This is a genomic window from Sphingomonas longa, from assembly GCF_016892685.1.
GTDB lineage: Bacteria > Pseudomonadota > Alphaproteobacteria > Sphingomonadales > Sphingomonadaceae > Sphingomonas > Sphingomonas longa.
The window spans coordinates 182,131-195,327 of record NZ_JAFEMC010000006.1 but is presented as its reverse complement, the minus strand read 5'-3'; the positions used below and the strand labels follow the sequence as shown (position 1 = coordinate 195,327).

The following is a 13,197-nucleotide window of genomic DNA, read 5'->3' as shown; positions in this document are numbered from 1 at the left end:
ACGCGCAGGAAATTCCGAACAGGATCGGTTTCGAATTTATAGCGACCGTCCGACACGGCATCCTCCAGCGATGTTGCTTCATGTTCGACGATGCCGATGTCTCACATTGCGCTTAAGCAATCATCTCCGGGCAGGTGTTTATCTCGGCATCGCTTTCAACTCCAGCGCACGTGCGTACAGGGTCTTGCGATCGAGGCCGAGCGCCTTGGCGACTTCGCCTGCGGCCTGCGAAACGGTGAGACGCGTCATCGCGTCCGCCAGCGCTGCATCGGCGTCGTCTGCGCTGGCGGGTTCGGCAGCACCCGGCGGCGCCACCACGATCGCGATCTCGCCCTTGGGCGGCGATTCGGCGTAGCGTGCGGCGAGCATGGACAGGGTCCCGGTCACCGCCTCCTCGAACCGTTTGGAGATTTCGCGAGTCACGGCGGCGTCGCGGTCGCCTAGTCCTTCCGCGAGCGCGGACAGGCAGGCGGCCAGGCGCGGCCCGGATTCGTACATGACCAACGTCGCGCGTACGCCGGCGATCTCCGCGATGGCATCGGCGCGCGCCTTCTCCTTGGGTGGCAGGAACCCAAGGAACAGGAAGCGATCCGTCGGCAGTCCCGCCAGCGTCAGCGCGGCGACCGCCGCGCAGGGGCCGGGGATCGTCGCGACCAGATGCCCCGCCGCCCGCGCATCGCGCACCAGCTTGTAACCCGGATCCGAGATCAACGGCGTCCCCGCGTCGGACACCAGAGCGACGATCTGCGTCGCCATGCGCGCGATCAGGCCCGGTCGGACGCCTTCGGCATTATGATCGTGATACGGCGTCATCGGCTTCTTGATGCCGATGTGCCGCAACAAGCCGGCGGTGACGCGGCTGTCCTCCACCGCGATCACGTCGGCCGCGCTCAGGACCGCCGCCGCGCGAGGCGACAGATCGCCGAGATTGCCGATGGGGGTGGCGACGATGTAGAGCCCGGGAAGAAAATCTTGCATGGGGACGTACATGGCAGAGGCCGCATCGATGCCGCAACGGGCGTTCCGCCGGCTGCACTGGGCCACGCTGGCGACAGCGGGGCTGCTCGGCGGGTGCCAGACGGTGCTGCCGCGCGGTGTGGAGCCGCCCGCGCCGACGACGCGCGCACCCGCCGCGACTGCGCCACGCGTGGAGCCGGGCGTGCAGGCCGGACTGCCGCGCGATGAGGGACGCAACCGTGTCGCGCTGCTGGTCCCGCTGAGCGGCAGCAACGCAGGCGTCGGCCAGTCGATCGCCAATGCGACGATGCTGGCTCTGCTGGACACGCAGAACCGGTCGGTGCGGATCACCAATTACGACACGGCGACCGGCGCGGCGAACGCGGCGCAGCGGGCGATCGCCGAGGGTGCGCAGTTGATCCTCGGGCCGCTGCTCGCCGACGACGTCCGCGCCGTCGCGCCGGTGGCGAAGGCGGCCAAGGTGCCGGTGCTGAGCTTTTCCAACGATACCGGTGTGGCGGGCAACGGCACCTATGTCATGGGCTATGTCCCCGCGCAGTCGGTGGACCGGGTCGTCAGCTATGCACGCGGGCGCGGTGTCACCAGCTTCGCCGGACTGGTTCCGAACGGTTTGTACGGGGAGCGCGCATCGACCAGCTTCCTGCGCGCGGTCGAGGGGGCGGGCGGACAGGTCGTGTCGCTCCAGGCCTATGGCCGTACGTCCGGCGGTGTCGCCACGGCGGTGCAGCGGCTGAACACCAAGGCGCCTTACGACGCGGTGCTGATCGCGGATGGCGGCGCGACGGCGGCGGCGGCGGCGCCGCTGGTCAAGCGGGGCGTCGGGGCGGGTACCCGTATTCTCGGCACCGAATTGTGGAACAGCGAGGCCAATATCGGCGCGCGCGCCACCCTGACCGGGGCGTGGTATGCCAGCGTGTCGAACGGCCTGTATCGGCAATATGCGGCCAAGTACCGGACGCGCTTCGGGGCTGCGCCGTATCGGCTGTCGAGCCTCGGCTACGACTCCGTGCTGCTGACCGTCCGGATCGCGCGCGACTGGGCTGTGGGCACGCCGTTCCCGGAGGCTAAACTGCGGGATGGGGACGGTTTCGCGGGTCTGGACGGCGCGTTCCGCTTCGGCCGCGACGGTGTCGCCGAGCGCGCGCTGGAGGTGCAGGAAATCCGCGGTGGTACGACCGTAACGGTGTCCCCGGCCCCGAGCGGATTCGGGAAGTAGCGGGTCCTCCGAGGGGCTCGTCCCGGCGACACGAGCCGTTAGCGTTTGAGTCTGTCGCCGGACGACGGAGCTGTTGCTCCCTCGGCTTGAAAGGTCGTTGCGAAATAACTCCGCTGCCTGCCATCGCGTCATTACATTGGCGAAGGCGGGACCGCAGAAGAGGTCTGTAACGAACCCTCTGGTGGAGGATCGGCGTGGGCCTCTGCACCAGCAATAAGGACGCGAAAACTACCTCGTCTTCGATCTCCGACGAGGGACTCAGAGCGTGATGACACCAGCTTGAACCGTTCGAGCCAAACCCGTCGAAGCACAGGTGAGACTTATGCTCTTCGGCAGGATCGGGCCAAACGGGCGTGGTAAATCAACGTCCTGTCGTCGCGCTTCGAAGCGAAACCGGCACCAAGGCGGTAGAGACGCTGTACCGTGGATGCCGGGAAAAGCCCGCCGCGACTGGGCCGCTCGGATCAGCCTGCGTGTTCGGCGAGGACCGTCAGTCCCTTGTCGTTGACCTCTGCGAAGCCGCCCTGAATCGCGATCGTCTCGGGCGCTCCGCCGGCGGTGCGATAGACCTGGATCGCTCCGTCGCGCACGGTGGACATGAAGGGCGCATGCCCCTCCAGCACGCCGAAATCGCCCTCGGTGCCGGGGACGACGACCATATGGACCTCCTCCGACCGGACGAGCTTTTCGGGGGTGACGAGTTCGAAGTGCAGCATGGTCTGTTACCTTCTCCCCTCCCGCAGCCGGGGGAGAGCCTTTTGCAGGGGAGCGTAGCCGGTGGAACAGGCTCCTCCCGCAGCGGGAGGAGCCGGTCGTCGGTTACGCGTCCTGCGCCATCTTCTCGGCCTTGGCGACGACCTCGTCGATGCCACCGACCATGTAGAAGGCCGCTTCCGGCAGGTGATCGTACTCGCCGTCGACGACAGCCTTGAACGAGCGGATCGTGTCTTCGATCTGCACGAACTTGCCGGCGATGCCGGTGAAGACCTCGGCGACGTGGAACGGCTGCGACAGGAAACGCTGGATCTTGCGGGCGCGCGTGACGGTCAGCTTATCCTCTTCGGACAGTTCGTCCATGCCGAGGATGGCGATGATGTCCTGCAACGACTTGTAGCGCTGGAGCAGCGACTGCACCGCACGGGCGGTGTCGTAGTGCTCCTGACCGACGACGCGCGGCTCGAGCACGCGCGACGTGGAGTCGAGCGGATCGACCGCCGGATAGATGCCCAGCTCCGAGATCGCGCGGTTGAGCACCGTCGTCGCGTCCAGATGGGCGAACGACGTGGCCGGAGCCGGATCGGTCAGATCGTCCGCGGGAACGTACACGGCCTGCACCGAGGTGATCGACCCCTTGTTGGTCGACGTGATCCGCTCCTGAAGCGCACCCATGTCGGTCGACAGCGTCGGCTGGTAACCCACCGCCGACGGAATGCGGCCGAGCAGTGCCGACACTTCCGCGCCCGCCTGCGTGAAGCGGAAGATGTTGTCGACGAAGAACAGCACGTCCTGCCCTTCCTGATCGCGGAAATACTCGGCGATGGTCAGGCCCGACAGCGCGACGCGGGCGCGGGCCCCCGGCGGCTCGTTCATCTGGCCGAACACCAGCGCGACCTTCGAACCCTCCGACTGCGGATTGCCGTCGGCATCCTTTGCGATGACGCCCGCGTCGAGGAACTCGTGGTACAGATCGTTACCCTCGCGGGTACGCTCGCCGACGCCCGCGAACACCGAGGTGCCGCCATGGCCCTTGGCGATGTTGTTGATGAGCTCCTGGATCAGCACGGTCTTGCCGACGCCGGCGCCGCCGAACAGGCCGATCTTGCCACCCTTCGCATAGGGCGCGAGCAGATCGATGACCTTGATGCCCGTCACCAGAATCGCGTTCTCCGTCGACTGGTCGACGAACAGCGGCGCGGGCGCGTGGATCGGGTTGCGCATGTCGGTCGCGACCGGACCACGCTCGTCGATCGGCTCGCCGATGACGTTCAGGATGCGGCCGAGCGTCGCCGGGCCGACGGGCACGGAGATCTGCGCACCGGTGTCGCGCACGCTCTGACCGCGGGTGAGGCCCTCGGTCGCGTCCATCGCGATCGTACGGACGGTGTTCTCGCCGAGATGCTGGGCGACTTCGAGAACGAGGCGGCTACCGTTGTTGTCGGTCTCCAGCGCCGACAGGATCGCCGGCAACTGCTCGGGGAAGTGCACGTCGACGACCGCGCCGATGATCTGCGAGATCGTGCCGGTGGTGTTGCTGCTGCCCGTCGACTGCGTCGGGCGGATGTCGTCTACGACGGTTGCCATTGCGGTTCTTCCTGCTTCGAAACTTTTAGAGCGCTTCGGCGCCCGAGATGATCTCGACCAGTTCGGTCGTGATCGCGGCCTGACGGGTGCGGTTATACTGGATCGACAGGCGGTTTATCATGTCGCCCGCGTTCTTCGTCGCGTTTTCCATCGCGTTCATGCGGCTGCCCTGCTCCGACGCGGCGTTTTCCAGCAGCGCGCGGAAGATCTGGATGGCGACGTTGCGCGGCAGCAGGTCGGCAAGGATCGCCTCCTCGCTCGGCTCGTACTCGGTCACCGCCGCCGGGGCATCGGCCTTGCCGGTCGCGCCCTTGATGCTGGACAGCGGCACCGGGACGAGCTGGATGCCGGTCGGCTCCTGCACCAGCGCCGAGACGAACTTGGCATAGAACAAATGCGCGACGTCGAATTCACCGGCGGTGAAGCGGGCGATCACGTCGTCGGCGATCGCGCGCGCATCGTCGAACGCCAGCTTCTTGATGTGGCCCATCTCATGATCGGCGGCGATCATCGTCGGATAGAAGCGGCGCAGCACGCGGCCCTTCTTGCCGGCGATGTAGAACTTCACCGTCTTGCCGTCGGCGATCAGCGCATCCGCCTTCTTGCGGGCGGCGCGGACGATGTTGGTGTTGAAGGCACCGGCCAGACCACGCTCGGACGTGGCGACGACGATCAGGTGGACCTGATCCTTGCCCGTGCCCGCCAGCAAAGGCGACGCGCCCGGCGCGATGCCGACGCGGCCGGCGATGCTGGCCATCACACCCTCCAGCCGGTCGGCATAGGGGCGCGCGGCGACCGCCGCCTCCTGCGCACGGCGCAGCTTGGCGGCGGCGACCATCTTCATCGCCTTGGTGATCTTCTGGGTCGATTTGACCGAGTTGATCCGAACCTTGAGGGCCTTCAAACTTGCCATCGTTATCCTTCATGGGTCCCAGCGAAGGCGGGGACCCAGTACTGGGCTCCCGTCTTCACGGGAGCACATCGAGCGATCAGGCGAAGTTCTTCGCGAACTGGTCCAGCGCGGCCTTCAGCCCCGACTTCGCCTCGTCGCCCAGATCGCGCGTGTCGCGAATCTTGGTCAGGACGCCGGCGTGATTGGCGCGCAGGTCCTGCAGCATCGCGGCTTCGTAGCGGGTCACGTCGGCGACCGGTACGGTGTCGAGATACCCCTGCGTTCCGGCGAAGATCGACGCGGTCTGCTCCTCGAACGGCATCGGCGAGAACTGCTTCTGCTTCAGCAGCTCGGTCAGGCGCGCGCCGCGGTTCAGCAGCTTCTGCGTCGAGGCGTCGAGGTCCGAACCGAACTGCGCGAACGCCGCCATCTCGCGATACTGCGCCAGCTCCAGCTTGATCGAGCCGGACACCTTCTTCATCGCCTTGGTCTGCGCAGCCGAGCCGACGCGGCTGACCGACAGGCCGACGTTGATCGCCGGGCGGATGCCCGCGAAGAACAGGTCGGTTTCGAGGAAGATCTGGCCGTCGGTGATCGAGATCACGTTGGTCGGGATGTAGGCCGACACGTCGCCCGCCTGCGTCTCGATGATCGGCAGCGCGGTCAGCGAGCCGCCGCCGTTGGCGTCCGACATCTTGGCGGCACGCTCCAGCAGGCGCGAGTGCAGATAGAACACGTCGCCCGGATAGGCTTCGCGGCCCGGCGGACGGCGCAGCAGCAGCGACATCTGGCGATAGGCGACCGCCTGCTTCGACAGATCGTCGAACACGATCAGAGCGTGCATGCCGTTATCGCGGAAATACTCGCCCATCGCCGCGCCGGTGTATGGCGCGAGGAACTGGAGCGGAGCCGGCTCCGACGCGGTCGCGGCGACGACGATGGAATATTCCATCGCGCCATTCTCTTCGAGCGTCTTGACGAGCTGCGCCACGGTCGAGCGCTTCTGGCCGACCGCGACGTAGACGCAGTACAGCTTCTTCGATTCGTCGGTACCGGAATTGACGCCCTTCTGGTTGATGAAGGTGTCGATCGCGACGGCGGACTTGCCGGTCTGACGATCGCCGATGATGAGCTCGCGCTGACCGCGGCCGACCGGCACGAGCGCGTCGATCGCCTTCAGGCCCGACTGCATCGGCTCCGACACCGACTGACGCGGGATGATGCCGGGGGCCTTCACCTCGACGCGGCTGCGCTGGTCGCTGACGATCGGGCCCTTGCCATCGATCGGGTTGCCGAGGCCGTCCACGACGCGGCCGAGCAGGCCCTTGCCGACGGGGACGTCGACGATCGTGCCGGTGCGCTTGACGGTGTCGCCCTCGCGGATCTCGGCGTCCGAGCCGAAGATCACGACGCCGACGTTATCGGCTTCGAGGTTGAGGGCCATGCCCTGCACGCCGTTAGCGAATTCGACCATCTCGCCCGCCTGGACGTTGTCGAGGCCGTAGATGCGCGCGATGCCGTCGCCGACCGACAACACCTGACCGGTTTCCGAGACCTGCGCCTCGGTGCCGAAATTGGCGATCTGGTCCTTGATGACCTTGGAGATTTCTGCGGCGCGGATATCCATTATCTTCAGCCCTTCATCGCGCTGGCGAGCGCATTCAAACGGGTACGGATCGACGAATCGATCATCTGGGAACCGATGCGGACGACGAGCCCGCCGAGCAGCGCCGGATCGACCGACAGGTCGACCGACACCTCACGCCCGACGCGGGTACGAAGCTGCTGCTTCAGTTCGGAAATCTGGCTCTCGTCGAGCGGGTGGGCGCTGGTCACCTCCGCCGACACTTCCCCGCGGTAGCGCGAGGCGAGCTTGCGGAAGGCGCGGATGATCGCGGGAAGCTGCGCCAGACGGCGGTTCTCCGCGAGCACGCCCAAAAAGCTCTTCGTCGTGGCGTCGATGCCGAGCTGGTCGGCGGTGGCAAGCACCGCCTTCACCGCCGGGCCGCGACCGACCATCGGGCTGGTTGTCAGCGTGCGGAAATCGTCCGACTGCGCCAACGCGTCGCGCACCGTCGTCAGGCTAGCCTCGACGGTGTCGATCGCCTTCGCGTCCTGCGCCAGCTCGAACAGCGCGAGCGCGTAGCGTCCACCCAGGCTCGCCTGGATGCCGCCGCCTGCAATACCTCCGGAAGTCTCCACGGACCTGGAATTCCTCGTCGCCGTAACGGATGATGCCCAACACCACGGGGCGCGCAAAACGCGCCTCCGAAGGGCTGGCGGGCGGCTAGCATGAGGTCCGCGATTGTGCAAGCCATGCGGGCCGAACGGTGGCTGCGGCCAGCCACCGTTCAGCCGCCGCGGCTATCGTACCAGCAGCGAAACGGAGAGTGACGATGCGGGGCTGGCGGGCGGCGACAGTAGTGATGACGCTTTCGACGCCCACAACGGCGGAGACGATCCGGGTCACCGGCATGCTGCCAGCGACGACGTCCGAGGCACCGCTGTTGCGAACGATCGCGGTCGCGCGCTTCGGCGGGCCGGACGGGGACGCCGTTGCCGGCGCGATCGGCGCGCGGCTGGCGCAGGCGGACGACGAACCGCGCCCCTTCTTCGATCTCGTCGCCCGCCCCGCAGCTGCGGAAGGCGTGATCGACGGTCAGGCGAGTGTCGATATTTCCGAGAGCAGCTACACGGAAACGCGCAAGCGCTGTGCCGAGAAGGTGAAGAAGGAATGCGTGCGCCACGAACGCTATGTCGTCGAATGCCTGCGACGGAGCGTGGCGCTGCACGGCGACTGGCGGCTGGTGCGGCGGCGGGACGACCGCGTGCTGTTCGCCCGCCCGATGGCGCAGGAGGCGAGCGACGAGGCGTGCGAGGATTCGGGGACGCTGTCGGATGTCGGATCGACGGTCGACCGGATGCTGAACGCGGTGGCTGCGCAGGTCCGCGTCGACATCGCCCCGCACCGAGAAAGCTGGACGCCCCGCATCCGCGAGGGTCGCGACGGCATGAGCAAGGCGGACGCCGCGGCATTCAAGGCAGCGGTGGCGTGGACGAAGACCGATGTCCGTGCGGCCTGCGACGCGTTCGCGGCGATCGAGGCGCGGGCGCCGCATCCCTCCACCCGCTTCAATGTGGCGCTGTGCGCAGAGTCGCGCGGCGACTTCGCGCAGGCGCAGGCCGGCTATGCCAGCGTCGCGACGTGGATACCCGGCGATGCGGACGACGCGCAGAAGGGGTTGCGCCGGGTCGAGCGGCTGGTCGCCGGCGAGCGCCAGATGGCAGACGTCAAGCGAGCGCGGAGCGAAGCCCGGTTTTGATCGCAAGCGGCGGGATGCGGTCGGCGGACGAAGCGCGTAGATCGACCGGTATGGACAGCATCGATCCCGAGAGCGCCTGGGCCGCCTTCGCCGCCCGCGACCGCACCGCCGATGGATGCTTCGTCGTGGGCGTGCGGACCACCGGCATCTACTGCAAGCCGAGCTGTCCCGCCCGGCATCCGCGGCGCGAGAATGTCGGCTTCTATGCGGACGGCGCGGCGGCACGGGCGGCGGGCTTTCGCGCCTGCCTGCGATGCACGCCCGACAGCATCGGCCGCGATCGGCTGGCCGTGGCGGCGGCGGCGGAACTGCTGAACGGCGGTGTCGCGATACCGCTGGCAGAACTGGCGGCGCGGGTCGGCTATGCGCCACATCACTTCCAGCGACTGTTCACGCGCGCCACGGGGTTGAGCCCCGCCGCCTATACGCGGGCGCGGCGCGAGGAACGCGCGGTCAAAGCGCTGTCGAGGGAGGAGAACGTGACGGACGCGATCTACGGGGCGGGCTACAATGCCGCCAGCCGCTTCTACGATACTGCCGCGCCGCGGCTGGGCATGATGCCCAGCGTGTGGGTCCGGGGCGGTGCGGGGGCGACGATCCGCTGGACGGTAGTGCCGACCACGCTCGGGCCGCTGATGATCGCGGCCACCGCCAAGGGCCTGTGCCGCGTCGCGTTCGACGAGGACGAGGCGGCGCTGCGGGCACGTTTCCCCGCCGCCGACGTGATCGCGGGCGACGCGGCGCTGGCCGACCTCGCGGCGCGTGTCGTGGCGGAGGTGGAGCAGCCCGCCGGCGCCGCCGACCTGCCGCTCGACGTGCGCGGCACCGCGTTTCAGGAGGCGGTCTGGCGCGCGCTGCGCACGATCCCGAAGGGGGAGACGGTCAGCTACGCAGAACTGGCGGCGATGGCCGGGCGGCCGGGCGCGGTCCGCGCGGCGGGCACGGCGTGCGGGGCGAACGGGGTCGCGGTGGTGGTGCCGTGTCACCGCGTGACGAAGCGGGACGGGTCGGTGGGCGGCTACGCCTATGGACCAGAGCGGAAGCGGGTCTTGCTGGAGCGGGAGCGCGGGCCACTGTGACATCCGGGCGCGCTGTACGGCGTCACCGCGAACGAATAGCCAAGCTTCTACCCCACCATCACTCTCTTCTGGAAGGAGATCGTTGCAAAACCCTCCTCTACCACCCCGGCGAAGGCCGGGGCTCAGTTGTGATGCCAGTGGTAATCGATCGAGGACGTTGCCCAACAGGACCCTGGCTTTCGCCGGGGTGGTGGCTGTGTGTTGCTCGAGTGGAGCCAGTTCGCAACGATCCCGTAAAAGGAGCGAGCAACGGTCAGTTCGGCGCCTTCGCCTGCGCCTCCAGCGTCGCAATGGCATCGGGGCCCTTCGCGCCGCCATCGAGCAGCGCGACGAGCTTCGCCGCCGGGTTGTCGGGCGCGGCGTGCGGATCGAAGGCCAGCGGGCGGAGCAGCATCTTCGCCTCGGCGACATCCCCGTCGAGCAGGAACTGCCGCGCCGCGCGCCAGCGCAGCGAGCCGTCCTGCGGCACCAGCTGCGTCGCGCGCTTCAGGCCGAGGATCGCCGACCTGGTCGGCGGCGCACCGGCCATCGCGAAGCTTTCATAGTAGAGCATCAGCGCGTCGGCGTCGTTGGTGTCGACCTTGTTCGCCCGGACGATCCAGCTTCGCGCCTCCTTCCACGCCGCCGCATCCGGCTCTGCTTTCGCGACGATGGCCCGGCGAAGGTGAACCCGCGCCTTGTACAGCAGCGCCTGTGCCGACTTCGGGTCGGCGGCGATCGCACGATCCGCCGCCGCCTCGGCCAGATCGTCCTGCTTGGCGTCGTAGGCGATCTCGGCGAGCCATCCTTGCGCGACGGCATCGTTCGGATGAGCGGCGGCAACCGGCGCGGCCTGCGCCAGCAGCGCCTTGGCCTGTTTCTCGTCGACGCCGCGGTCGGATCGCATCCGAAACCCGATCATCGCCGCCTCTCCCGCCGTCAGCGTGCGGATCGCGATCGGCGCGATCGGCAGCCGCGACCGCGCCATCTGCTTCACGACGAACTTGTTGCGGCTGAGATAAGCATCGACCGTGCGGTTGAAGTCGGACAGCTTGCCGAACGCCTGCGTCGCGGCCTCGACGCTGGGCACGCCGGCGGACAGCTTGTCGAGATAGGCGTTGAACCGGCCCGCCATCGCGGGGTCGGACACGATCATGTGCGTGAGCAACCAACCCCGCCCATACATCGCATCCATCTCCTGCGGTCCGCGGATCGTATCGCGGCCATCGAACAGGCGCTTGACCGGCATGGCGTAAGCAAGGCCGTAGACGCGGTGCTGTGCGGGCACGCCGAAGCGGACGTCGGTGGCGTCGAACTTCGTCGTCGCCATGTACTCGGCATAGCCTTCGGAGAACCACGCCGGATACGGGGCCGCGTAATTGCCGAGCAGGAAGTGGTGGCCATATTCGTGGAACAGCACCAGTTGCGGCGAGAAGTCGTCGGCACTGGTCGCGGCGGGTGTGTAGGCGACGGACCCGCTGACACGCGGCAGGTAGAAGCCGGCGACGTTCTGGCCGCCCCGCCCCATCAGCTTACGGATCGCATCCTCGTTGCGGACGGTATAGACGGTGACGACGTTGGCGCCCTCGTCCAGTTCCTTGGGCGTGGCGCTGATCAGCCGCATCAGCGCGTCCAGCTGCTCCAGCCGCGTCGCCGATTCGCGAATCTGGTCCTCGGTGGCATCGGCATAAACGACGAAATGCCTGCCCTTCGCCTGCCGCCATTCGGCCTGCGTGGCCGTCGATGCCAGCAGCGCCGCAGCGGCGGCGATCCGGTACCTGAAAGACAGCATCGGCTCAGCGCGGCTTCAGCGTCGTGGCGGGACGCGCCGACCGGTACATCTGCCACGCGATGTCGTCGAGCAGGCCGGTATTGTCCTTGCCCTTGTGGAACAGGTCGAAATGCGTGCGATCGGGGACGTAGGTGAAGCTCTGATGCGCGCCCAGCCGCTCGAACACGGCCTGTAGACGGCGGGCCGGGCCGTCGAGATAGAAGGTGTCGGCGGTGCCGACGATGAGGTGGATCTTGCCGTCGAGGTCCGATCTTAACGTCGGCCAGTCGCGCGCGACGATATGCGCGATGTCGTAGTGGTCGCGCCAATGGGTGGCTACCGCGGGATCGACATCGCCGGTCGCGCGGTCGAACAGCGAGATCGGCTTCCCGTCCGGGCCCTTGGGGGAGAACACCCAGTCGAACGACGCGAACTGCCCGCCCACGGGGCCGAGCACCTGTTCGATCGCGGCGAACTGCTGCTGTGTGGCGATGACCTTGCCCTTCTCCCGCGCGACCGGAATCGGCTGTCCGGCAGTATCGCGATAGGCGTTGGCCTTCGCCGCATAGATGTCGACGTTGGTGAAGTCGTGGAAGTCGCTGGGGTCCGGTGAGGTGGGCCAGGTGCCGCCGAACATCTTCGGATAGCGGACCTGCAGCCACAGGCTGGCCCAGCCGCCCGACGAATGGCCCGTCAGGAACCGCGAGCCGGCGCGCGCATCCATCGCGTAGCGGCCCTCGATCCAAGGGATGAACTCCTCCGTGAGCGCCTGACCCCACGGGCCGTTGTTCGCCGAGTCAGCGAACTCGTGCGTGCCGGTGGGGGAGCTTTCGTCGAGGATCACCCAGATCATCGGCGGGGCCGCGCCCGATGCCATCTTCCCGCTCATGCCGGCCGCCTGCCCCTGCGCGCTCATCAGCGTGCTGCCGAAGCCGCCGGTCGAATAGACGGTCGGATAGGTCTGGCCATCGGCCCCATAGCCTGGCGGCAACGCCACCCAGCCACGGATCGCGGTCGGCTGCCCCCGGAACCGGGTCATCGTCGGGCTGACGAATTCGACGGGCTGCACCTTCGCCAGATTGGCGCGCAGCCGATCGCGCATGGCGACATCGGGGATCTGGGCGAGCGCCTGTTCCGTCGTCTTGGCCGGGATCTCCGTCGCCAGCGTCAGGACCGGCGCGCGACCGGGCAGCGCCGCCTCGACGATCGGCGACACGAGATCGCCGGCATCGCGACCGCGATAGTTATAGTTGTGGTTGCGATCGAGCACCGCCTGGAACCGGTACGTTCCGGGCGGCAGGGTCGAGAATGGCGCAGGAAAGGCGTCCGCCTCCCCGTCGACCTGCGCGGTCTGGCCCGCGGTCCACCGCGTCGTCTCGCGCGCGGCGATGGCGGTGCCGGACGGCTCGAATGGTGACGTGTCGATCGCCTCGTCCGCCTTCGCGCCGGGCTCCACGCGCTTGGCGAAGACGATCAGCCGACCTGACTGCGGCCCCTGAATCGTCGGCGACAGGGTTACCGGAATCGTAACGGGTGTCGCATCCTGCGCCGCCGCAGGGGCCGCGACCATCGCCAAAGCCAAGGCTAGCGAACCCAGCATCATCCCGCGTGTCATCGTCATTCCCTAGTCCCCGAAGCGTCGATGCTGCCGCAAATCC

11 protein-coding genes are annotated in these 13,197 nt (G+C 67.8%); 3 read left to right on the top strand and 8 right to left on the bottom strand.

Annotation, left to right across the window (positions count from 1 at the left end):
- Nucleotides 1–138 precede the first annotated feature (138 nt).
- Nucleotides 139–978 carry a 16S rRNA (cytidine(1402)-2'-O)-methyltransferase gene (gene rsmI / locus ILT43_RS17785; RefSeq protein ID WP_204200329.1) on the bottom strand — a complete coding sequence of 280 codons (840 nt, stop codon included), beginning with the start codon at nt 976–978 and terminating at the stop codon, nt 139–141.
- A 10-nt stretch (nt 979–988) separates the two neighbouring features.
- On the opposite strand from rsmI, the gene ILT43_RS17780 reads away from it, so the two are divergent.
- On the top strand, nt 989–2,194 hold the full coding sequence (locus ILT43_RS17780; RefSeq protein WP_204200328.1) for a penicillin-binding protein activator: 1,206 nt from the start codon (nt 989–991) through the stop codon (nt 2,192–2,194).
- Nucleotides 2,195–2,658: 464 nt separating this feature from the next.
- Here the strand turns inward: ILT43_RS17780 and ILT43_RS17775 are convergent, their stop codons facing one another.
- The 5 genes from ILT43_RS17775 to ILT43_RS17755 all read right to left on the bottom strand — a co-directional run bounded on the left by ILT43_RS17775 (nt 2,659) and on the right by ILT43_RS17755 (nt 7,589).
- Complete coding sequence (locus ILT43_RS17775) at nt 2,659–2,910, bottom strand: ATP synthase F1 subunit epsilon (protein ID WP_204200327.1); 252 nt, start codon at nt 2,908–2,910, stop codon at nt 2,659–2,661.
- 103 nt (nt 2,911–3,013) lie between these two features.
- Complete coding sequence (gene atpD, locus ILT43_RS17770; protein WP_055841128.1) at nt 3,014–4,495, bottom strand: F0F1 ATP synthase subunit beta; 1,482 nt, start codon at nt 4,493–4,495, stop codon at nt 3,014–3,016.
- Nucleotides 4,496–4,520: 25 nt separating this feature from the next.
- Nucleotides 4,521–5,408 (bottom strand): F0F1 ATP synthase subunit gamma, encoded by an 888-nt coding sequence (locus tag ILT43_RS17765; RefSeq protein ID WP_055841125.1) that lies wholly within the window; start codon nt 5,406–5,408, stop codon nt 4,521–4,523.
- 76 nt (nt 5,409–5,484) lie between these two features.
- Nucleotides 5,485–7,014 carry a F0F1 ATP synthase subunit alpha gene (gene atpA / locus ILT43_RS17760; RefSeq protein WP_204200326.1) on the bottom strand — a complete coding sequence of 510 codons (1,530 nt, stop codon included), beginning with the start codon at nt 7,012–7,014 and terminating at the stop codon, nt 5,485–5,487.
- Nucleotides 7,015–7,019: 5 nt separating this feature from the next.
- Entirely contained in the window at nt 7,020–7,589 is a 570-nt protein-coding gene (locus ILT43_RS17755) for a F0F1 ATP synthase subunit delta (protein WP_204200325.1), read from the bottom strand.
- 194 nt (nt 7,590–7,783) lie between these two features.
- Here ILT43_RS17755 and ILT43_RS17750 point away from each other — a divergent pair, with 194 nt between their 5' ends.
- Entirely contained in the window at nt 7,784–8,710 is a 927-nt protein-coding gene (locus tag ILT43_RS17750) for a hypothetical protein (RefSeq protein ID WP_204200324.1), read from the top strand.
- A gap of 50 nt (nt 8,711–8,760) precedes the next feature.
- Nucleotides 8,761–9,789: a bifunctional transcriptional activator/DNA repair enzyme AdaA gene (locus ILT43_RS17745; RefSeq protein WP_204200323.1), complete on the top strand. Its 1,029-nt coding sequence runs from the start codon at nt 8,761–8,763 to the stop codon at nt 9,787–9,789.
- 253 nt (nt 9,790–10,042) lie between these two features.
- On the opposite strand, the gene ILT43_RS17740 is transcribed toward ILT43_RS17745, so the two are convergent.
- Entirely contained in the window at nt 10,043–11,560 is a 1,518-nt protein-coding gene (locus tag ILT43_RS17740; RefSeq protein WP_204200322.1) for a tetratricopeptide repeat protein, read from the bottom strand.
- Between the two features lie 4 nt (nt 11,561–11,564).
- On the bottom strand, nt 11,565–13,160 hold the full coding sequence (locus tag ILT43_RS17735) for an alpha/beta hydrolase (protein ID WP_204200321.1): 1,596 nt from the start codon (nt 13,158–13,160) through the stop codon (nt 11,565–11,567).
- Between the last annotated feature and the right edge of the window lie 37 nt (nt 13,161–13,197).

Coding starts and splice junctions, on each gene's coding strand:
- rsmI (WP_204200329.1), bottom strand. CDS start 978: ATGCAAGATTTTCTTCCCGGGCTCTACATCGTCGCCACCCCCATCGGC.
- ILT43_RS17780 (WP_204200328.1), top strand. CDS start 989: ATGGCAGAGGCCGCATCGATGCCGCAACGGGCGTTCCGCCGGCTGCAC.
- ILT43_RS17775 (WP_204200327.1), bottom strand. CDS start 2,910: ATGCTGCACTTCGAACTCGTCACCCCCGAAAAGCTCGTCCGGTCGGAG.
- atpD (WP_055841128.1), bottom strand. CDS start 4,495: ATGGCAACCGTCGTAGACGACATCCGCCCGACGCAGTCGACGGGCAGC.
- ILT43_RS17765 (WP_055841125.1), bottom strand. CDS start 5,408: ATGGCAAGTTTGAAGGCCCTCAAGGTTCGGATCAACTCGGTCAAATCG.
- atpA (WP_204200326.1), bottom strand. CDS start 7,014: ATGGATATCCGCGCCGCAGAAATCTCCAAGGTCATCAAGGACCAGATC.
- ILT43_RS17750 (WP_204200324.1), top strand. CDS start 7,784: ATGCGGGGCTGGCGGGCGGCGACAGTAGTGATGACGCTTTCGACGCCC.
- ILT43_RS17745 (WP_204200323.1), top strand. CDS start 8,761: ATGGACAGCATCGATCCCGAGAGCGCCTGGGCCGCCTTCGCCGCCCGC.
- ILT43_RS17740 (WP_204200322.1), bottom strand. CDS start 11,560: ATGCTGTCTTTCAGGTACCGGATCGCCGCCGCTGCGGCGCTGCTGGCA.
- ILT43_RS17735 (WP_204200321.1), bottom strand. CDS start 13,160: ATGACGATGACACGCGGGATGATGCTGGGTTCGCTAGCCTTGGCTTTG.